At 72.9% G+C, this 20,683-nt stretch carries 13 protein-coding genes; 6 read left to right on the forward strand and 7 right to left on the reverse strand.

The window, feature by feature from the left end; all coding sequences use genetic code 11:
* Positions 1–167 precede the first annotated feature (167 nt).
* The 3 genes from ACFO0C_RS09910 (at position 168) to ACFO0C_RS09920 (ending at position 4,782) form a co-directional block, all read left to right on the forward strand.
* Positions 168–2,285: a PhoX family protein gene (locus tag ACFO0C_RS09910; protein ID WP_378066279.1), complete on the forward strand. Its 2,118-nt coding sequence runs from the start codon at positions 168–170 to the stop codon at positions 2,283–2,285.
* A gap of 70 nt (positions 2,286–2,355) precedes the next feature.
* Entirely contained in the window at positions 2,356–3,078 is a 723-nt protein-coding gene (locus ACFO0C_RS09915) for a hypothetical protein (RefSeq protein ID WP_378066280.1), read from the forward strand.
* Positions 3,079–3,303: 225 nt separating this feature from the next.
* Positions 3,304–4,782 carry a glycosyltransferase family 39 protein gene (locus ACFO0C_RS09920; RefSeq protein ID WP_378066281.1) on the forward strand — a complete coding sequence of 493 codons (1,479 nt, stop codon included), beginning with the start codon at positions 3,304–3,306 and terminating at the stop codon, positions 4,780–4,782.
* A gap of 17 nt (positions 4,783–4,799) precedes the next feature.
* On the opposite strand, the gene ACFO0C_RS09925 is transcribed toward ACFO0C_RS09920, so the two are convergent.
* Both ACFO0C_RS09925 and ACFO0C_RS09930 read right to left on the reverse strand, forming a co-directional pair.
* Positions 4,800–5,741: a phosphoglycerate dehydrogenase gene (locus ACFO0C_RS09925; RefSeq protein ID WP_378066282.1), complete on the reverse strand. Its 942-nt coding sequence runs from the start codon at positions 5,739–5,741 to the stop codon at positions 4,800–4,802.
* Positions 5,742–5,815: 74 nt separating this feature from the next.
* Positions 5,816–6,382, reverse strand: coding sequence for a helix-turn-helix domain-containing protein (locus ACFO0C_RS09930; protein WP_378066283.1), 567 nt, complete (start codon positions 6,380–6,382; stop codon positions 5,816–5,818).
* Positions 6,383–6,460: 78 nt separating this feature from the next.
* On the opposite strand from ACFO0C_RS09930, the gene ACFO0C_RS09935 reads away from it, so the two are divergent.
* Complete coding sequence (locus tag ACFO0C_RS09935) at positions 6,461–8,041, forward strand: FAD-dependent oxidoreductase (protein ID WP_378066284.1); 1,581 nt, start codon at positions 6,461–6,463, stop codon at positions 8,039–8,041.
* Between the two features lie 283 nt (positions 8,042–8,324).
* A complete protein-coding gene (locus ACFO0C_RS09940; protein WP_378066285.1) occupies positions 8,325–13,604 on the forward strand; it encodes a DUF3320 domain-containing protein in 5,280 nt (1,759 codons plus the stop codon).
* On the opposite strand, the gene ACFO0C_RS09945 is transcribed toward ACFO0C_RS09940, so the two are convergent.
* The 5 genes from ACFO0C_RS09945 to ACFO0C_RS09965 form a co-directional block, all read right to left on the reverse strand.
* Complete coding sequence (locus ACFO0C_RS09945) at positions 13,594–14,112, reverse strand: DUF6879 family protein (protein ID WP_378066322.1); 519 nt, start codon at positions 14,110–14,112, stop codon at positions 13,594–13,596. The genes ACFO0C_RS09940 and ACFO0C_RS09945 overlap by 11 nt on opposite strands.
* 78 nt (positions 14,113–14,190) lie before the next feature.
* Positions 14,191–15,681, reverse strand: a complete 1,491-nt coding sequence (locus tag ACFO0C_RS09950; protein WP_378066286.1) for an AMP-binding protein — start codon at positions 15,679–15,681, stop codon at positions 14,191–14,193.
* Positions 15,681–16,913: an acyl-CoA dehydrogenase family protein gene (locus tag ACFO0C_RS09955; protein WP_378066287.1), complete on the reverse strand. Its 1,233-nt coding sequence runs from the start codon at positions 16,911–16,913 to the stop codon at positions 15,681–15,683. The genes ACFO0C_RS09950 and ACFO0C_RS09955 overlap by 1 nt, the downstream gene beginning before the upstream one ends.
* A 109-nt stretch (positions 16,914–17,022) precedes the next feature.
* The gene (locus ACFO0C_RS09960; RefSeq protein ID WP_378066288.1) at positions 17,023–17,892 is read right to left on the reverse strand and encodes a MaoC/PaaZ C-terminal domain-containing protein; all 870 of its coding nucleotides are present in this window, start codon (positions 17,890–17,892) and stop codon (positions 17,023–17,025) included.
* 69 nt (positions 17,893–17,961) lie between these two features.
* On the reverse strand, positions 17,962–19,302 hold the full coding sequence (locus ACFO0C_RS09965) for a 3-oxoacyl-ACP reductase (protein ID WP_378066289.1): 1,341 nt from the start codon (positions 19,300–19,302) through the stop codon (positions 17,962–17,964).
* 62 nt (positions 19,303–19,364) lie between these two features.
* On the opposite strand from ACFO0C_RS09965, the gene ACFO0C_RS09970 reads away from it, so the two are divergent.
* Positions 19,365–20,642, forward strand: a complete 1,278-nt coding sequence (locus ACFO0C_RS09970) for an acetyl-CoA C-acetyltransferase (protein ID WP_378066290.1) — start codon at positions 19,365–19,367, stop codon at positions 20,640–20,642.
* The last annotated feature ends 41 nt before the right edge of the window (positions 20,643–20,683 follow it).

Here is a 20,683-nt window from a genome sequence, read left to right on the forward strand (position 1 = left end):
GCCCGTGCCCCGGGCCCGCACCCCACCGATCCCGGATGAACGTGACGGAGGTTCATGCCTCGTTCACCTTCGATCCACCCGGGCGGGGAGGTCGCCGTACACCTGGACTTTTAGCGTCCGCTCAGCCCGTCATCGCATGGTGACGAGAGACCGAGGAGAACGAACCGATGCCAGACTTCAGTCGCCGACTGCTGCCGCTGCTGGGACACAGCGGCGGTAGCCGTGACGCGATGACCTGTCTGTACCGCTGTGGCAACGCCTGTGACCACCCCGCCCCGAACGAGTCGGACAACCCGTACCTGGGCGATGTTGTCAACGCCGAGATGACCCGCCGCGGCGTGGTCCGCGCCGGCGCCGTCGGCGCCATGGTGCTCGGCTTCGGCGGCTCCGCGCTCGCCGCCGCCTCGCCCGCGATGGCCGCTCCCGTCGAGACGGCCCCGCTCGGCGGTGCCCTCGGCCACGGCCGCCACCACCACAAGGCCGGCCGGCTCACCTTCGAGACCGTCGCCCCGAACACCCTGGACCAGGTCACCATCCCGGCCGGCTACGAGTCGTCCGTGGTGATCCGCTGGGGTGACGCCGTGGTGCCCGGCGCGCCCGTCTTCGACGTGGACAACCAGACCGCGGCTGCCCAGTCGAAGCAGTTCGGTTACAACAACGACTTCGTCGGCGTCATCCCGATCCCGGGTGACAAGGAGTGCGCGCTGCTCGTGGTCAACCACGAGTACACCAACGAGGACCTGATGTTCCGTGGCTTCACCAGCCTGGACAACCTCAGCGTCGAGCAGCTGAAGGTCGCGATGGCGGCGCACGGCCTCTCCGTCGTGCAGATCACCCGCCCCGGCCGCGGCGGCAAATGGCAGGTCTACAAGGGCCGCGACCGCCGGTTCAACCGCCGGATCACGGCGCTGGCGACCGAGTTCAAGCTGACCGGCCCGGTCGCCGGCTCGCCGGTCGTCCAGACCGCGGCCGACCCGTCCGGCCGGATCGTCATCGGCACGCTCAACAACTGCGCCGGCGGCGTCACCCCGTGGGGCACCGTGCTCTCCGGCGAGGAGAACTTCAACCAGTACTTCGTCGGCGGCGACGCGGCTCCGGCCGACGCCAAGCCGAAGCTGGCCCGCTACGGCATCTCCACCACAGCCCGTTACCCGAGCGGCAACCGCAAGTGGGAGCGGGCGCAGGAGCGCTTCGACCTGGCCCTGCACCCCAACGAGGCCAACCGGTTCGGCTGGATCGTCGAGGTCGACCCGTTCGACCCCGAGGGCCGCCCGCGCAAGCACACCGCCATGGGCCGTTTCAAGCACGAGGGCGCCAACGTCATCGTCGCGAAGAACGGCAAGGTCGTCGCGTACATGGGTGACGACGAGCGCTTCGACTACCTGTACAAGTTCGTGTCGGACAAGAAGTACATCGACAGCGACGCGCCGTGGGCCCGCAAGCACAACCTCACCCTGCTGGAGTCGGGCACGCTCTACGTCGCCAAGGTCACCGGCGACAGCGACCCGGCCGAGATCGACGGCACCGGCAAACTGCCCGCCGACGGGAAGTTCGACGGCAAGGGCCAGTGGATCAAGCTGGTCTCCGGCAACACCTCGTTCGTACCCGGCATGACCGCCGTCGACGTGCTCACCTTCACCCGGCTCGCCGGTGACGCCGTCGGCGCCACCAAGATGGACCGGCCCGAGGACGTCCAGCCGAGCCTGCGCACCGGCAAGATCTACGCGGCGATGACCAACAACACCAACCGTGGTGTCGGCACGAACGCCAAGCCGGACGAGGCCAACCCGCGCAACGCCAACAAGCACGGCCACATCTTCGAGATCACCGAGGACCGTGGCGACCACACCGGTCTCACCTTCACCTGGCAGCTGCCGATCGTGTGCGGTGACCCGGCCGCGGCCGACACCTACTTCGGCGGCTACGACAAGACCGCGGTCTCCCCGATCTCCTGCCCGGACAACGTCGCCTTCGACAGCGCCGGCAACCTGTGGATCTCCACCGACGGCAACGCGCTGGGCAGCAACGACGGCCTGTTCGCCACGCCGATCGAGGGTAAGGAGCGCGGCCACCTGCGCCAGTTCCTGACCGTGCCCAAGGGCGCCGAGACCTGCGGCCCGTTCATCACCGCCGACGACAAGTCGGTCTTCGTCGCGGTCCAGCACCCCGGCGAGATCACCGGCGCGTCGGTCGACAAGCCGGCCTCGGTCTGGCCCGACGGCGACTTCGCCAAGCCCGGCGTCGTCGTGACCTGGCGCAAGGACGGCGGCCCGATCGGCAGCTGACGACCGGGGGAGCGGCCGTGGGTTGAACGAACCATGGCCGCTCCACGCCCGCCCCGCCTACCATGACGCCGTGGCCAACAAGGTGTTCACGCAGGTGGGGCGTCATCCGGCCGTCTCTCTCGCGGTCGCTCTGGCGCTCGCCGTGGCGGTCGGCCTGCTCGACGCCGCCGGGGGTGTCACCGGCCTGATCGTGGCCGTGGTGTTCGGGCTGGCCATCGCCGCCCACCTGTGGTTCCACCCGGTCGCCCTGGAGACCGGCGCCGAACCACCCGCCTTCAGCGCCACCAACAACGCCTTCCTCGTCCTGCTCATGGCCGGCGCCACGTTCCTCTCCACGACATCGCTCGTACGGCTCCCGTCCGAGGTGTCCGGCGGTGACACGACGATGGGCGTCGGCCTGGCCTACGGCGTCTTCTGGGCGGTGCTGATCCTGCTCGCCTGGGGCCAGCTGCTCCGGCCGGGCCGGGTGCGCCTGCTACCCACCGGGATCGAGGACGTGCAGGCGTTCGGCACCATGTTCATCCCGTGGGAGGCGTTCGCCGGCGTCGACTACCCGGCGGTCTCCCTCGGCCGGGACCAGGTGGTGCTGACCTGCTCCGACGAGCGCCTGATCCGCAATCGGGGCTGGCGGCCCCGCCGCTACATCCTGACGGCACACGGGGTCGACGCGCTCTTCCTGGCCCGGGTGATCCACGAGTACGCCCACCGGCCCGAGCGGCGGCCGGCCATCGGCACCGTCGCGGAACGTGACCGGCTTCTCGTGGCATGGGCTGGTGCTCCGGTCGTACCTTAGGACTCGCTGTTTCGTGCCAATGAGGCCGTGAGGTGCCCGGCCGGGTGGTTTGCGCGGGCCAGGGTGGGGAAGGCGGGGGCCTCAAGTGAACCGCGCCGCCCCTGGCCGCCGTGTTCCTCACCGGTCAGGGCTGCTGAGCAGGTGCCGAACACCGCGGGGGTGACGGGGTTGAGCGAGACGCGGACCACGACGAGGTCGGGGACTGCACCAGCTCCCAGGAGACCGATGGACAGCCCGTCGTCGGCCACCCCACCGGTCGCGCCCGCACCCCGCGCCCGGACGTCGCTGCCGGACGGCCGCCGGTTCATCCCGCTCGTCCCCGGCCTGCTCATGCTCGTCGTCGCCCTGGTCGGCGCCGGGCGGCCGGTCCTCAGCTGGGACGAGGTCACCTCGGCCGAGGTCGCCTCCCGGTCGGTGCCGCAGATCCTCGACCTGATCCCCAACCTGGACGCCGTCTTCGGCCCCTACTACCTGTTCCTGCACTTCTGGACGGCGATCGCCGGCACCTCCGAGGTCGCCCTGCGCCTGCCGTCGATCCTCGCGATGGCCGGCGCGGTCGCGCTCGCCGCCGAGCTCGGGCGGCGGCTGTTCACCCCGGCCACCGGTCTCGTCGCCGGGCTGCTCCTCTGCCTCGTGCCGAACACCTCGCGATACGCGGCCGAGGCCCGCCCCTACGCCTTCGCCTGCCTCTTCGCGGCGCTCGCCCTGCTCCTGCTGGTCCGGGCGGTCCAGAAGGGCGGGCGACTGCCCTGGATCTGGTACGGGGTGAGCGTCCTGTTCCTCGGCCTCGCCCACCTGATCGCCCTCACCACCCTCGCCGCGCACGCCGCCTACCTGGCCGTGAACGGGCGACGCCACCTACGGCGATGGGCGCTGACCGCCGGGGTGGCGGTCCTGCCGGTGCTGCCGTTCGCCTACCTCGGCGCCACCCAGGAGGACACCCAGCTCCACTGGGTCAAACCGATCACCCTCGCCCGCATCCGGGACATGCCCGGCGACATCACCGGTTCCCCCGAGGTCGCCTGGCTGCTGATCGGCCTCGCTGTCCTCGCGGTCTGGCGGCCGGGCCGGCGCCTGCTCCCGATCGTCGTCTACGCCGTCGTCCCGCTCGGTGCCGTGGCCGTCGTGTCCGCGCTGGTCTCGCCCATGTGGGTGGCCCGCTACCTGCTGGTCGTCCTCGCGCCGCTGGCCCTGCTCGCGGCGGTGTCCCTGCTCGGTGGCCGCGACGAACGACCCCGGTACACCATCGCCCGGGTCGTCGCCGTGCTCCTGCTGATCGGGTTCGCCGCGGTCCCCGGCGAGCGCGCGGTCCGCCGGCCCACCGCCAAGAACGGACCCGACTACCGGACCATCGCGCAGATCATCGGGTCGGACACCCGGCCCGGCGACATCGTCGTCTACCCCGCCCGCAACCGGGCCATCCGCGCCGGGACCGGCTACTACCTGCGACGCCAACCCGCCGCGCCCGCGGACGTACTGGTCGAGGTGCCGTCGGCGCAGACCGGGTGGCTCATCGCCACCGAGTACCAGGACGCCGTCTCCCGGGTCGCCGGGGCCCCGCGGATCTGGCTCGCCACGGCGGACCGGCGCGACGATCCACTCACCGCCCGGACCGACCTGCGGCCCTACATCACGGCCGGCTACCACCGGGTCGGCTTCTGGCAGGCCAAGAGCGCGACGGTAGCCCTCTACGAGAGGAACTGATCCGCCCGGCCCCGCGATCAGCGGGCGACGACGTTGCGGAGCGGGCGGCCCTCCCGGTAGGCGGCGACGTTCTCGCTGATCAGAGCGGATGCGCCCTCCGGACGACCACCCGCCGCGTGCGGGGTGATGATCACGTTCGGCTCGTCCCAGAGGCCGGACGTCACGGGCAGAGGCTCGGTCTCGAAGACGTCGAGCGCCGCACCGGCCAGCCGGCCCGCCCGGATCGCGGCGAGAAGGGCGGACTCGTCGAGAGTGGCACCGCGGCCGACGTTCACCACCCAGGCGTGCGCGGGCAGCCGGTCGAGCACCGCCGTACCGAGGATCCGCTCGGTCTCCGGCGTGGCCGGCAGGATGTTGATCAGCAGATCGGCCGACGGGAGCAGGCCGGGCAGATCGGCCTCGGTGACGACCGGGAACCCGTGCCGCTCACCGGCATGCCGCGCCACCCCGGTCACCTTCGCCCCGAGAGCGGCGAGCAGCGGCGCGAGCCGGGCCGCGATACCACCGAAACCCCAGATCACCACCCGGGCGTCACCGAGGGTCCGGAAGGAGCCGACCTCCCGGACCGGCTGCAGTCCACCGAGCTCACCCGCCCAGCGCCGCCCGAGCTGTGCCCGGACCAGCAGGTTCAGCCGCCGGGCCGCGGCCAGCACCAGACCCAGGGTGTGCTCGGCGACGGTCCGGTCGTGCAGCCCGAGCCCGGCGGTGACGACCACGTCGGCGGCGAACCCGGCCTGGAGCACCGCGTCCGGCCCCGCCGCGAGCGTCTGCACCCACCGGACCGCCTCCAGCCGCCGGGCCGCGTCGGCGAGGTTGCCCGCCGAATTGCCCCAGACCACGTAGACCTCGGCGTCGAGGTGCTCCTCCGGAACAGGCGCCCGCACGTCGTAGACGACAGCCCGGACCCCGGCGGGCAGCTCCGGGTCGAGCGCGATCGAACCGGGCAGCAGAACCTTCATGGCCCACAGCCTGCCACCCGTACCACACCCCGCAAAGACCGGATCTTGAGGTGCGGCGTCGTGGGTGGTCCGGGTCAGCGGGGCCGGGCCCGGACGTGCAGGCGCTCGCCCTGCGGACCGAAGATGTTGATCAGTTCAGCGGGCTCCGGGCCGGCGTTCGCCACCGAGTGCGGCAACCGCGTGTCGAACTCGGCGGCCTCACCCGGCTCCAGGAGCAGGTCATGCTCACCGAGCAACAGCCGGACCCGGCCGGACAGGACGTAGAGCCACTCGTACCCCTCATGGGTCTGCTGTTCCTGCCCGCACGGCGGAGGCCCGGGCGGCAGGATCTGCTTGAAGGCCTGCGGCCCGCCCGGCCGCCGGCTGAGCGGGATGAACGTGTGCCCGTCGCGCTGCACCGGACGGGCCCGGATCCGCGGGTCGCCGGTCTCCGGCGCGTCGACCAGCTCGTCGAGGGTGACCTGATATGCCTCGGCGAGCGGCAGGAGCAGTTCGAGGGTCGGTTTGCGGGTGCCCGATTCGAGACGCGACAGGGTGCTCACCGAGATGCCGGTGGTCTCGGCCAGCCGGGTGAGCGTCAGGTCACGTCGTTGTCGCAGCTCGCGCAGGCGGGGCCCGACAGCGGTGAGCGCTTTTGCCATAACGGCAACGATAGTTGCCACTCGGCGGGAGCGCGGGCACGGTGAGGGCAGAGGACGGGCGAGAGAAGGAGTACACCGGTGGAGAAGCACACCTACGACGTCGTGGTGATCGGTGGCGGCGCGGCCGGCCTGAGCGGTGCGCTGGCGCTGGCCCGGTCACGACGGTCGGTGCTCGTCGTCGACAGCGGCGAGCCACGCAACGCGCCGGCCGCACACATGCACAACCTGCTCGGCCGCGACGGCACACCGCCCGGGGACCTGCTGGCCGCCGGCCGGGCCGAACTCACCGGCTACGGCGCCGAGGTGACCGACGGGCGGGCCACGTCAGCGGCCCGGGACGGCGACGGATTCCGGGTGATCCTCGACGACGACCGCGAGGTGTACGGCCGTCGCCTGCTCGTCGCGACCGGCCTCGTCGACGAACTCCCCGACATCCCGGGCCTGGCCGAACGCTGGGGCCGGGACGTGGCGCACTGCCCGTACTGCCACGGCTGGGAACTGCGCGACCAGCGGATCGGCGTGATCGCGAACGGGCCGCTCAGCGTGATCCAGGCGCAGATGTGGCGGCAGATCAGCCCACACGTGCTCATCCTGCTCAACGGCGGTGAGGCGTTCGCCGCCGGGCCGTCCGAGGAACTCGCGGCCCGCGGCATCCCGGTCGTGCCCGGAGCGATCGAGGGCCTCCAGGTGTCCGGTGGCCGGCTCGCCGGGGTCCGCCTCGCCGGCGGTGACGTGGTGGCCGTCGACGCGGTGGTGGCCGGCCCCCGGTTCACCGCCCGTTCCGGGGTACTGGAGTCGCTGGGCCTGGAAGCAGCCGGTTTCGAGATGCACGGGCACGTGCTCGGCCGGCGGATCTCCGCCGACGAGAGCGGCGCCACCACCGTGCCGGGCGTGTGGGTGGCCGGCAATGTGACGAACCTCGGCGCCACCGTCGCGGTCGCGATCGCCGGCGGGCAGACCGCGGGCGCGGCGATCAACATGGACCTGATCGCCGAAGACACCAGGAACGCGGTCACCGCCTACCGCGACCGGATCGCGACGATGTTCACCGAGGACGCCTGGGAGGACCGCTACCGCGGCCGGGACGCCATCTGGAGCGGCAAGCCCAACCCGGTCCTGGTCACCGAGGTCAGCGGGCTGCCCGCGGGCCGCGCCCTGGACGTGGGCTGCGGTGAGGGCGCCGACGCGGTATGGCTCGCCCAGCGGGACTGGGAGGTCACCGCGGTCGACATCTCCACGGTCGCCCTCGGCCGGGCGGCCGGGCACGCCGAAGCGGCGGGAGTCGGCGAGCGGATCACCTTCCGGCACGCCGACCTTCAGCAGGACCACCCCGATCAGGGGTACGACCTGGTGAGCGCCCAGTTCATGCACCTTCCGCCGGAGCCGCGCCGGGAGTTGTACACCCGCCTGGCCGGGGCCGTCGCTCCGGGCGGCACCCTGCTCGTCGTCGGTCACCACCCGTCGGACCTGGCGACGTTCGTCGGCCGGATGCACTTCCCGGACATGCTGTTCACCGCCGAGGAGATCGCCGCGCTCCTGCCGTCCGACAGCTGGAAGATCGTCACCGCGGAGGCCCGCCCCCGCCCGGCGACCGACCCGGAGGGCCGCGCGATCACCATCCGGGACGCGGTCCTGGTAGCCCAGCGCCACCCGGCCTGACCTCCAGTCCGCCCTCCGGCCTGACGTCCGGCTAGCCGGACGTCAGGCCGGTTATCCGGCAACCCGTTACCTGCTGAGGTCCGGCCGAGGCCGGCCGGTTGGACGCCGGACAGGTACCGGCTAGCCGGAGCACAGAGAGGTTTCGGGGGGCGGGGCTTCGGCGGGTTGACGGGGTGGTTTACCTCGCCGGGCCGCGCCTCGCGGGCGATATGTCCGGCTAATATGCCTGCCATTTGCGGGCAAATCGGCAACGTGGCCCCGATGGCCTTGCTGGAATGGGCACATGCGGCCGGATGATGCTGAAGGACCTGCCGGCCCGGGCGACGACGTCCGGGCTGCGCTCGCGGCCTGGCGTGACGGGCTCGTCGACCCCGGTGGCGCCAACCGCCTCATCGACCTGCCGCGCGGCGGCGCCGATCTCGTCGAGATCGTCGCCCCCGACCCGGCGGGGGTGGTGGCGGCCCTCCGCCACGGCCGCGACTGTCCGCTGACCGGCGCCGGTGCGCGGAAGACCACCGGCGCCCTGCGGACCGACCTGCCGGACGGGGTGCTCAAACCGCTGCTGCGCCGCCTGCGCCGGCACGCCCAGCTGGAGCAGGCCGACCGTGGCGTCGACGTGCTGCACCTGGCCGTCGGCCTGCTGCACTGGCAGGACACCGACGGTGCCGCGCACGCCAGCCCGCTGCTGCTGATCCCCGCCGACCTGGTCACCCTCGGCCCCGGTGAGATACCGCGGCTGCGGGCCGGCGCCGGTGACCCGATCGTCAACCCGGCGCTGGCCGCCCGGCTGTCCCGCCTCGGTGTCACCCTGCCCGAGGTCGACGACCTGCTCGACGGTGCCGACCTGGCCGATTTCGACGTCGAGGCGCTGACCGCCGCGATCAGCGCCGCGGTCAGCCGCCGCTCCGGGTGGCGGACCGCCGCCATGGTGGTGCTGGCCCGCTTCGACCCGGCCGCCGAGGCGATCCACCGGGACCTGCTGGAGAACGAGGACCGCGTCCTGGCACACCCGGTGGTACGGGCGCTGGCCGCGGCCGACGTCACGCCGGGCGCGTTCGCGTTCGAGCCGGTCGCCGCCGGCGAGATCGATGTCCTGGCTCCGCCCGACGACGTGCCGCTGGTCCTGGATGCGGATGCCGCCCAGCGCGCCTGTGTGGCGGCCGCCTGTGAGGGGCACAGCTTCGTCGTCGACGGACCGCCCGGCACCGGTAAGTCGCAGACCATCGCGAACATGATCGGCGCGCTCGCGTACGCCGGGAAGCGGGTGCTGTTCGTCTCCGAGAAGGCGTCGGCCCTGGACACCGTCCAGCATCGGCTGGCCGCCGCGGGGCTCGGCAACTATCTGCTCGATCTGCACGGCGCGCGTGCCTCCCGCAAGCAGGTCGCGGCGGCGCTGGCGGCCGCGCTGGACGCCGCCGCCCTTCCGGGGCCCGGCATGGACGCCGACGCGCGGGAACTGCTCCGGGAACGGCGGGAGCAGCTCAACGCGTACGCCCGCGCCGTGCACGAACCGCGCCCACCGCTGACCCGCAGCCTGCACGAGATGATCGGCCGTTTCGCGCGTCTCGCCGAGGTGCCGGAGGCGCCGGCGCCGGCCCTGCACGCCGGCGCCCTGACCGACGAGGCCCTGGACCGTGTCCGTGCCGCCGCCGGGCGCCTCACCCGGGCGTGGCGGCCGGCCAACGAGCGCGGCGGTTTCCGGTGGCGTGAGGTGGTGGAGCGGGAGCCGCTCGCCGAGGCGCTCCAGGAGGCGCTGGTCGCGCTGGAGGGGCTGGCCGCTGCCGCCGGCGAGAACGCGGCCCTGACCGCGGCCTTCCACCTGCGGCTGCCGACCGACGCGGCCACCCTCGGGGAGATCGCCGAGCACGCCGCGCAGCGCCCGCCCGGTGTCGCCGACCAGTGGCTGACCGCGACCAGCCTGCGTCCGGTCCGGCTGGCCGCCGAGGAACTCGCGCAGCGGCTGGAGGTCAGCCGCCGTGCCGCCGAAGCGGTCCGGCATCGGGCCGGGGTCGGCTGGGAGGTGCTCGCCGCCCCGATGGATCTCGACGCCGTCCCCGAACCGCCGCGGCTCGAACCGCCGGCCGTGCGTACCGAACCGCTCACCGCCGCCGACGTCAAGGCGCTGGCCGGCCGGTTCACCGCCGACGCCGACGAACTGGAGCACCAGCATCGCAACCTGGAGCGGGCGACCACCCGGCTCGGCCTGCCGGACGTGATCACCTTCTCCGACGTCGAGCTGGTCCATCTGATCGCCGACCTCGGCGCCCGGCCCGACAAGCCGGAACGCAACTGGTTCTCGCCCGGCTCCCAGTCGGCGGTGCACACCGCGGCCGGCACGCTGCGCCTGCACGTCGACGCGGTCGCCGCGGCCCGGGCCGCGGCCCACGAGATCTTCACCGATGCCGTGCTCACCGAGCCGGTCGAGGATCTCGCCGAACGTTTCGCGACCGTGCACCGCGGCGCCCGCAAGCTGCTCGCCCCGCACCGGCGCGACAAGGAGGCCGTCGCCGGGTTCACCCAGCCCGGCGTCGGTATCGACGAGGCGGTCGCGGAACTCGGTCTCGCCGTCGCGTGGCGTCGCGCCCAGGAGGGCCTGATCGCCGCGGAACGGCAGCTCGCCGGCATGCTCGGGCGCTACTGGAAGCGGCTCGACACCGACTTCCCGGCGATCGGCCGGGCCTTGCAGACCGTCGCCGAGGTGCTGCGGGTGACTCCGCCGGAGGCGCTGGGCCAGGTCGTCGACCATGTCTGCGCCCCGCACACCACCGGCGACGAGTTGCACCGGGCGGTCACCGAGGCCCGCGACGTGTTCCGCCACTGGCGTGCCACCCTGCGCCCGGAACCCGACCCGGCGGGCCGGCCGGAGCTGGGCCACGGCCCGGTCCAGCACGCCATCGCCTGGATGCGCGCCCAGGTCGGGCCGCTGCGCGACACCGCCGCCATTCTGCGGCAGCTGGGCGACGCGATCGGCCGGGACCTGACGGTCGCCGAGGCGACGGGCGTCATCGAGGTACGGCAGGGCGTGATCGACGCCGAGCGGGCGTTCGCCGGTGCCACCCACGGCTACGAGACCACCCTCGGGCCGGTGTTCCGCGGCAAGCAGACCGACCTGCGGCAGCTGGAGGACGCGCTGGAGTGGACGGTGCACGCCCGTACGCTGCGTACCGGCACCGACGCGGCGCTCAACAACGAGCAGGCCCAGGCGATGACCGCGGGCCGGCCGGCACCCGACCTGACCCGGCTCCTGGAGGCCTGGCAGGTCGCCCGTCAGCGGATCATCGACGCTTTCGGCCCGGCCCGGCAGGTCCGCCTCGGTACCGCGCTCGACCGTTACGAGACGGCCCGTGACCTGCTGCGTGATCTGCTCGACGACGACACCGGCCAGGCGGAGTGGTTCGAGTATCTGGCCGCCCGCGGCACGCTGGCCGAGTACGGGCTGGACACCGTCGTAGACTACTGCGCCGACCACGGGGTGGACGTGGGCCGGCTCGGTGATGTGATCGAGCGGGCCGCCTACCGGGCGTGGATCGACGGGATCATCGCGGAGGACGAACGTCTGCAGCCGCTCACGTCGGCCGGCCGGGACGAGCTGACCGCCGAGTTCCGCCGTCTCGACGCCGAGCTGGTGCAGGACGCGGCCGGCACCGTCGTCGAGGCGCTGAACTCCCGCCGCCCGTCCGTCACCGGCCCGGGCGGCCCGGCCCTGATCCGGGCCGAGGGGGAGAAGCCGGACGGCCACCTCCCGGTCCGTGACCAGCTGGCCGCCGCCTGGGACACCGTCGCCGCCCTGAAGCCGTGCCTGGTGATGCCGCCGTCGGCGGTGAGCCGGCTGCTGCCGCCGCAGGCCGCGTTCGATGTCGTGGTGATCGACGAGGCGTCCCGGATGACCCCGGCCGCCGCGGCCGCCTGCGCCTACCGCGGTACGTCGCTGGTGATCGTCGGCGACGACGCGCAGTTGCCGCCGGCCGGTGACCAGCCGTCGGTGCTGGTGGTGGCGAACGACTGCGGCGCGTTCACCCGGCTCGGGCTGACCAGTCACTACCGCAGCCGGCACGAGAGCCTGATCGCCTTCGCCAACCAGGCCTTCTACCAGGACCGGCTGGTCACCTACCCGTCGGCGCACGCGACCGGGCCGGACCTGGGCGTGCGGTTGTTCCCGGCGGATCCGGAGACCGAGGCCGCCGCGGTCGCCGACCGGGTGCTGCACCACCTGACCACCCGGCCGTCGCTGTCGCTGGGCGTGATCACGTTGACCGCGGCGCACGCCGACGGCATCGCCGACGCGGTCGAGGCGGCCCTGGCCGGCCGTCCCGATCTGGAGGGTTTCCTCGGTGACTTCGTGGTCGAGGGGGCCGATGCGGCGCAGGGCGACGAACGGGACGTGATCATCCTGTCCACCGGCGCCGACCTGGGTGCGGCCGGCGGGCCGACCGGTGCCCGGCGTCTCGACGTGGCGATCACCCGGGCCCGGCAGCGGGTCGAGGTGGTCTCCGCGATCAGCGCCGCCGACCGCGACGAGCCCGGTGGTGAGGGCGAACGCCGGCTCGCCGCCTACCTCGACTACGCCGAACGCGGTGGCCCCTCGGCCGGGCCGCGGGAGCTCAGCCCGATCGAGGAGTCGATCCGTGACGTCCTGGAGAGCTGGGGGCACCCGTGCGACCCGGTGGCGATCGGTCTCGGTGTCCGCCTCGGCGACTCGTACGTCCTCGGAGTCCGCTGCGACGGCGCCGCACCGTCGGCCCGCGACCGGGACCGCCTCCAGGACCAGATCCTGACCGGCCTCGGCTGGCACCTGCACCGGGTGTGGAGCGTCGCCTGGCACACCGACCGGGAGACCGAGGAGGCCCGGCTGCGGGTCGCCGTCGAGAACGCCCTCGCCACCCCGGACGTCTTCGCCGACCTGCCGGAGGAGACGCTGACCAGCCGGCCGGCGCAGCGGCCCGAGTGGGCGCTGCCCTACGAGCGGGCCGAGGTGGCACCGCTGCCGGCCGCGACCCGGCTCGACGACGACGCGGCCCGCCGCCTGCTGGTACGGACGGTCGAGCACATCGCCGAGGTCGAAGGCCCGGTGCACATCGCCGTCCTGACCCGCCGGATCCGTGAGGCGTGGGGCCTCAACCGGCTCACCCAGCAGCTCAAGGCGGCCATCGAGGCGGCGGTCACGCAGTCCCGGGCCGGGTTCGACGGCGTCTTCGTGACCGCGCCGGACGCACCGATCCCCGCGGTCCGGGTGCCCGCCGACGGGGTGAACCGCAAACCCGATCAGGTCGCCGACGCCGAGCTGCAGCTGGCCCTGGAGTACCTGGTGCTGGACGCGGGCCTGGTCGAGGGGGAGGACCTGCTCGCCGCGGCCGGCCGGTTGTTCGGGTGGAGCGGCAGCCGGACCGGTACGGCCCGGCTCGCCGCGATGCTCGACGAGCTGGTGTCGGCCGGCCGGTTGATAGCGCACCGCAACGGGCTGATCGCGGCTCCGGAGAACGACCTGCTCGACCTGCCGGACCCGGCGACGCTGCCGCGGCGCACGGAGGCGGGCGCCGCGATGCGGATCGAGGTCAACCTTTGACGTAGTCGTCGTGCGGGGTCCCGGCCGCCCACAGCGCGGCCCGGACCCGGACGCAGTGCCGGACGATCGCCGGGTCCTCGGTGACGGCGCCGCCGGCGCCCGACCCGTCCGCCTCGAACAGCGTGAACACCACCCTCCGGTCGTCGAGGAGCCAGAAGTCGTCGTCGGCGACCGGCAGCCCCCGCACCGCGGCCCGGGGCAGCCACCGGATCTCCTCCCCGGCCTCCACGTTGAACCCGGAGATGCTCAGCAGCCACCGCGTGTAGTCCACGTGCGGCACCGGCACCACCCGGAGCCGCCGGACGCTGCGGCCCGACTCGGTGACCTCGCGCATCAGCTCCAGCCATGGCCGTTGCCAGGCGAAGTCGTCCGGCTCACCGTCCAGGAACCGCTGGAACGGCGCCGCCTCCTCGGGGGTGCGGTAGACGTCCCGCACCTCCAGATGGAAGGCGGTCCGTTCGAAGGACCGGAACATGCCCTGGAAAGCGTCGCCCCGCAGCAGCAGCATGCGTTCCACCCTGGCCACTGTGGACGCCGGTGGTCCACTCGGAGGTCGCGTTGGTGCAGGTGGGAGGAAAACTCGCGTTCAGCTGTTGCGGCGCAGCTCCCGCTTGAGGACCTTGCCGGTGGCGTTGCGCGGCAGCTCGTCGAGGAAGACCACGTCACGGGGCACGCTGAACCGGGCCAGGTTGGCGCGCACGTGCGCGCGGATCGCGTCGGCGTCGAGCCGTCCGTCCGGGTGGAGCACCACATGGGCGGCCAGCCGCTGCCCCCAGTCGTCGTCCGCGACACCGACCACGGCCACCTCGCGGACCTGCGGCAACGCGGCCAGCAGGTCCTCGACCTCGCCGGGGAAGATGTTCTCGCCACCGGAGACGATCATGTCGTCGGCGCGGCCGTCGACGTAGAGCCGGCCCTTCTCGTCGAGGTGACCCAGATCGCCGGTGCCGACGACGTCACGGCTGGCCGCGTCCTGTCCGGTGTAGCCCTCGAAGAGCATGCCGTTGCTGACATGGATCTGGCCGTCGACGATCGTGACCCGCGTGCCGTGCGGTGGCAGGCCCGCCGTCGTCGGAGCCTCCCGCAGGTCGGCGGGGGTGGCGATGGAGACCCAGGAGGCCTCGGTCGAGCCGTACAGGTTGTAGAGCACGTCGCCGTAGCGGTCCATGAACCGGGTGGCCAGGCCACCCGGCAGCGCCGATCCGCTCACCGCCGCCACCCGCAGCCCGCGATATCCGGTGGGGACGTCCAGCAGATTCTGGAGCATCACCGGTACGGCCACCAGCGCCGTGACCTGATGGGCGGCGAGTGTCGCCACCACGTCGGCCGGGTCGAAACGGCGGCGCAGCACGATCGTCGCGCGCAGTGCCAGCGCGATCTGCATGCCGGCGTAGCCCCACGTGTGGAACAGCGGCGCCGCGATCATGATCCGTTCGCCGGCGCGCAGCGGGATCCGGTCGATGACCGAGCAGAGCGGGCCGAACCCGCCCGGCGTCGGCCGCCGTGCACCCTTCGGCACCCCGGTCGTCCCGGACGTCAGCACGATCGTCCGGCCGGGCCGCTCCGGTGGGGCCGTCGCGCCGGCCGGGGTGGAACCGATCAGCTCGTCGACGTCCTTCTCGCCGATCCGGTTCGGCAGGCCCGCGATCCGGCCGGCGAACTCGTCGTCGTGGATCACCGCGGCCAGGCCCTGCGCCCGCACGACCGCGTCGAGCTGGTGTGCCGACAACCCGGTGTTGATCAGCACCGCGTCGGCGCCCCGGGTGGCGACACCGATCAGTGCCTCCAGCATGCGGGCCGAGTTGCGGCACAGCAGCCCCACCCGGTCACCGGCCCGCACCGGCAGTGCGGCGGCCAGCCGGGACGAGCGGTCCAGCAGTTCGGCGTACGTCACCTGCCGTTCGTCGTCGAGCACCGCGATCCGGTGCGGGCTGCGGGCCGCCGCCTGCCGCACCTCCCCGGCCAGGCCGAAACCCCATCGGCCCAGCGCCGCGAACTGCCGTGCCACCCGCACCGGGTCGCCCGGGGTGAGCAACCCGCGCCGTGCCATCGTCGAGGCGATGAACAGGGCGTCCATCAGCGGATCTGCACGCCGGAGATGGCCCGGGCGATGACCAGCCGCTGGATCTCCGAGGTGCCCTCGAAGATCGTGTAGATCTTGGCGTCCCGGTACATCCGCTCGACCGGGTGCTCCCGCAGATAGCCGGCGCCGCCGAGGATCTGCACCGCCTTCTCGGTGACGGCGACCGCCACCTCACCGGCCTTGAGCTTCGACATCGAGCCCTCGCCCGCACCGAACGGCTTCTCGTTCCGGCCCATCCACGCGGCCCGCCACACCAGCAGCCGCGCCGCGTCGATCTCGGTACGCATGTCGGCGAGCGCGAACGCCACCGCCTGGTTCTCGATGATCGGCCGGCCGAACTGGACCCGGGTCTTCGCGTACTCCAGCGCGTACTCGTACGCCGCCCGCGCGATGCCCAGCGCCTGTGCGCCGACCGCCGGCCGGGACAGCTCGAACGTCCGCATCGCCGCCTGCCCGCCGCGCTGCCGCCCAGCGGCCGGTGTCGCCTGCGCCTCCCGGGCCCGGGCCAGCCGCTTGTCCAGGGCCTCCTTGCCACCGAGCAGGCAGCTGCCGGGGATCCGCACGTCGTCGAGGAACACGTCGGCGGTGTGCGAGGCTCGCAGGCCCAGCTTCTTCAGCTTCTTCGTCCCGGCCAGGCCCGCGGTGCCGGGCGGCACGATGAACGCGGCCTGCCCCCGCGACCCGAGCGACGGGTCCACACTGGCCGTCACCACGTGGATCGCGGCGATGCCACCGTTCGTCGCGTACGCCTTCTGGCCGCTGAGCACCCACTCGTCGGTGGCCTCGTGGTAGACCGCCCGGGTCCGCATCGACGCCACGTCCGACCCGGCCTCCGGCTCGGTGCTGCAGAACGCGGCCACCTTCGGATCGGCGGCGTCCCCGAAACACTGCGGCACCCACTCGATCAGCTGGTCCGGCGTACCCGACCCGAAGATCGCGGCGACCGCCAGCGACGTCCCGGAGATCGCCATCCCGATGCCGCCGTCGCCCCAGAACAGCTCCTCGTTGGCGATCGGCAGGCTCAGGCCGCTGATGTCCGACCAGGTGTTGGCGAGGAACTCGAACCCGTAGAGCCCGATCTTCGCCGCCTCCTGCAGAACGGGCCAGGGCGTCTCCTCCCGCTCGTCCCACTCGGAGGCGGCCGGCCGGATCACCGACTCGGCGAACCCGTGCACCCACTCGCGCAGCTCACGCTGTTCTTCATTGAGGTCGAGCCAGAACTCCACGGACAGCCTCCCGCCAGCAGGTTAACTCGCCGGTAACTTTACGAGCGCCGTCCCGCCATGACAACCATCATCGATGGAATTAAAAACCTCGCAGGTTTCGCGCGGGTTGTCAGGTGATCGTTCCGGTCAGGTGGGGGCCCCGGGACACCAGGGCGAACGACCATCCGGTGGCCGTGGCCGTCGTGGTGAAGGTCGCGCGGGCCGGGAGGAGCAGGGGTTTCCGGAAAGCCACGTCGACGGTGTAGGCGTCGGGCAGGCGGCCCTCCAGAGCGGCCAGGGCGTGCGCCTTGGACCACATGCCGTGGGCGATCGGGCGCGGGAAACCGAACAGCCGCGCGCCCAGCCACGACGTGTGGATCGGATTGCGATCCCCGGAGACGGCCGCGTAGTCGGCGCCCACCCGGGCCAGAACCCGCCACACACCACCGGCTCCCGTGCCGTCGTCCGCCTCAGCGCCGTCGTCCGCCGCGGGCCGTGCCGGCGGGGCCGGATCGTCGGCACGGGGTGGGCCGAGGCGGAGGTAGGTGGAGAGGCCCCGCCACACCTCGGCGCCGTCCAGGGTCGCGGTGGCCACGATGTCGAACTGCCGGCCACGCGGGTGGGCACGGAGATCGGCGGCCCGGACCGACAGGTCGAGGGCGGCGCCGGACGGGATCGGCCGGTGGACGGTGATGCGGTTGGTGACGTGCACCAGCCCGATCAGCGGGAGCGGGAAGTCCGGTGCCGTCATCAGGCGCATGGCCAGCGGGAACGCGAGCACATGCGGATAGGTGGCGGGCAGCGTGTCGGTGAGCCGGAACCCGCAGACCCGGTCGTACGCGGCCAGGTGCGCGCGGTCGACGGTGACTCCCCGGCGGCGGACCTCCACGTCCGGCAGGGTGTCGCCGGACCGGCCGAAGCCGGGGACCATGCCGAGAGCGGCCCGGGCGTACGCCGCCGTGGTCCCCGGCCCGGCGCTGAGTTCGACCACCGCGACCATGTCAGACCCCCGGACCCCGTGAGACGACCGCGCCCGTGCCGGACCGCGGATCCCGTGACAAGACCACCGTCACGCGCCCAGCAGGCTCTGGCCGCAGACCCGCACCACGTTGCCGGTGACCGCGGCCGAACCCGGCGACGCGAACCACGCGATCGCCTCCGCCACGTCGGCCGGCAGCCCGCCCTGCGACATGCTGTTGAGCCGGCGTCCCGCCTCGCGCAGCCCGAGCGGCATCTTCGCCGTCATCGCCGTCTCGATGAAGCCCGGCGCGACCGCGTTGATCGTGATGCCCCGCGCGGCCAGCAGCGGCGCATAGGCCTGGACCTGCCCGATGACACCGGCCTTGCTGGTCGCGTAGTTGGTCTGCCCCCGGTTGCCGGCGATGCCGGCGATCGACGCGACACCGATGATCCGCCCGCCGGACGGGATCAGATCGCGTTCCAGCAGCAGGTCGTTGACCCGCTCGGGCGCGGTCAGGTTGACGCCGATCACCGAGTCCCACCGGTCCTCGGACATCCGCGCGATCGTCTTGTCCCGGGTGATGCCGGCGTTGTGCACCAGGATGTCGATCCCGGCGTGCGGCCCGGCGGCGAGATAGCCGGCGAGGCGGGCGGGCGCGTCGTCGGCGGTCAGGTCGAGCTGCAGGGCGCGGCCACGGGTCTCGTTGGCCACGTCGGCGAGCGCGTCACCGGCGGCCGGCACGTCCAGCGCGATGACCTCGGCCCCGTCCCGGGCCAGCACCCGGGCGATCGCCGCACCGATACCGCGGGCGGCGCCGGTGACCAGGGCGAGCCTGCCGTCGAGCGGGCGCTCCCAGTCGGCCGGGGCCGGCGCCGGCGCGGCACCGACCCGGATCACCTGACCGGACACATACGCCGAGCGGCCGCTCAGCAGGAACCTCAGCGTCGACTCGGCACCGGCCTCGCCACCGGGCGCGACGTAGACGAGCTGCGCGGTGGTCCCGCGGCCGAACTCCTTGCCGATGCTGCGGGTCAGCCCCTCCAGGCTCCGCTGCGCGATCGCCTCCTTCGGCGATGCGGTGGTCTCCGGAGGCGAGCCGAGCACGATAACCCGGCCCGAGGTCTCCAGGGCGCGGGCGTACGGGTGGAAGAAGTCGTAGAGCTCACGAAGCTGGGGGGTGTCGACGATGCCTGTCGCGTCGAAGACGAGCGCACCGACCCGTACCCCCTCGTCGGTCTTGTCGGTGACCGTGGCACCGGCCGTCTCCAGCTGTTTGCGGATAGGCTCGGAGAGTCGCCCGCCGGGGGCCGCGCCGAGCAGGACCGGCCCGGTGACCAGGGGATCGCCGGCCTGATGGCGGCGCAGCCGGGGCGGATCAGGCAGCCCGAGGCGCTTGACCACGGTCCGGCCGAGACCGGAGTTGGCGAAGTTCGCGTACCTGTCAGCCATACGAGTAGCCTACCGGTGAGTAACCCTATGAACACGTCCCCCTGTCGATGTGGAGGATAGCCGTGCCGAACGTGCGCCGTGTGGCCGTGCTGGGCGGGAACCGGATTCCGTTCGCCCGGTCCAACAGCCGCTATGCCGAGGCGTCGAACCAGGACATGCTGACCGCGGCGCTGGACGGGCTGGTCGCCCGGTTCGGGCTGGCCGGCGAGCAGCTCGGCGAGGTGGTCGCCGGCGCCGTGCTCAAGCACTCGCGTGACTTCAACCTGACCCGCGAGGTGGTGCTCGGCTCCCGGCTGGACCCGCGGACCCCGGCCTACGACATCCAGCAGGCGTGCGGCACCGGTCTGGAGGCGGCGATCCTGGTCGCCGACAAGATCGCGCTCGGCCGGATCGACTCCGGCGTGGCCGGTGGCGTGGACACCACCTCGGACGCCCCGCTCCAGCTCAACGAGGACATGCGCCGCGCGCTGCTGGAGCTCAACCGGGCCCGGACGCTCGGGGCGCGGCTCAAGGCGGTCGCGAAACTGCGCCCGCAGCACGCGCTCAAGCCGGAGCTGCCGCGCAACGCCGAACCGCGGACCGGCCTGTCGATGGGGGAGCACGCCGCGATCACGGCCCTCACCTGGAACGTCGAGCGTGCGGCCCAGGACGAGCTGGCCCTCACCTCGCATCAGCGGCTCGCGGCGGCGTACGACAGCGGCTTCTTCGACGATCTTCTGACGCCCTATCTGGGGCTGACCCGTGACCAGAATCTGCGCGCCGACAGCAGTCTGGAAAAGCTCTCCAGGCTCAAGCCGGTGTACGGCAAGGAGAACCCCACCATGACGGCGGGCAACTCGACGCCGCTCACCGACGGCGCGTCGGCCGTGCTGCTGGCGTCGGAGGAGTGGGCGGCGGCCCGGTCGCTGCCGGTGCTCGCGTACTTCGCCGATGCGGAGACCGCCGCCGTCGACTACGTGCACGGTGACGAGGGTCTGCTGATGGCGCCCGCCTACGCGGTGCCGCGGATGCTCGCCCGCAACGGGCTCACCCTGCAGGACTTCGACTACTACGAGATCCACGAGGCGTTCGCGTCGCAGGTGCTGTCCACACTGGCCGCCTGGGAGTCGCCGTCGTTCTGCAAGGAGAAGCTGGGCCTGGACGCGCCGCTCGGCTCGATCGACCGGGCGAAGCTCAACGTCAACGGCTCGTCGCTGGCGGCCGGTCACCCGTTCGCGGCGACCGGCGGCCGGATCGTCGCGACGCTGGCCAAGCTGCTTGCGCAGAGGGGCTCGGGCCGTGGCCTGATCTCCATCTGCGCCGCCGGCGGACAGGGCGTGGTGGCCATCCTGGAGCGCTGACCGGTTCCGGGGCGCGGACGGGCGCCCCGGAACCGGCGTCT

The organism is Actinoplanes subglobosus (genome assembly GCF_042650585.1).
Taxonomy (GTDB): domain Bacteria; phylum Actinomycetota; class Actinomycetes; order Mycobacteriales; family Micromonosporaceae; genus Actinoplanes; species Actinoplanes subglobosus.

Coding starts and splice junctions, on each gene's coding strand:
- ACFO0C_RS09910 (WP_378066279.1), top strand. CDS start 168: ATGCCAGACTTCAGTCGCCGACTGCTGCCGCTGCTGGGACACAGCGGC.
- ACFO0C_RS09920 (WP_378066281.1), top strand. CDS start 3,304: ATGGACAGCCCGTCGTCGGCCACCCCACCGGTCGCGCCCGCACCCCGC.
- ACFO0C_RS09925 (WP_378066282.1), bottom strand. CDS start 5,741: ATGAAGGTTCTGCTGCCCGGTTCGATCGCGCTCGACCCGGAGCTGCCC.
- ACFO0C_RS09930 (WP_378066283.1), bottom strand. CDS start 6,382: ATGGCAAAAGCGCTCACCGCTGTCGGGCCCCGCCTGCGCGAGCTGCGA.
- ACFO0C_RS09940 (WP_378066285.1), top strand. CDS start 8,325: ATGCGGCCGGATGATGCTGAAGGACCTGCCGGCCCGGGCGACGACGTC.
- ACFO0C_RS09945 (WP_378066322.1), bottom strand. CDS start 14,112: ATGCTGCTGCTGCGGGGCGACGCTTTCCAGGGCATGTTCCGGTCCTTC.
- ACFO0C_RS09950 (WP_378066286.1), bottom strand. CDS start 15,681: ATGGACGCCCTGTTCATCGCCTCGACGATGGCACGGCGCGGGTTGCTC.
- ACFO0C_RS09960 (WP_378066288.1), bottom strand. CDS start 17,892: ATGGTCGCGGTGGTCGAACTCAGCGCCGGGCCGGGGACCACGGCGGCG.
- ACFO0C_RS09965 (WP_378066289.1), bottom strand. CDS start 19,302: ATGGCTGACAGGTACGCGAACTTCGCCAACTCCGGTCTCGGCCGGACC.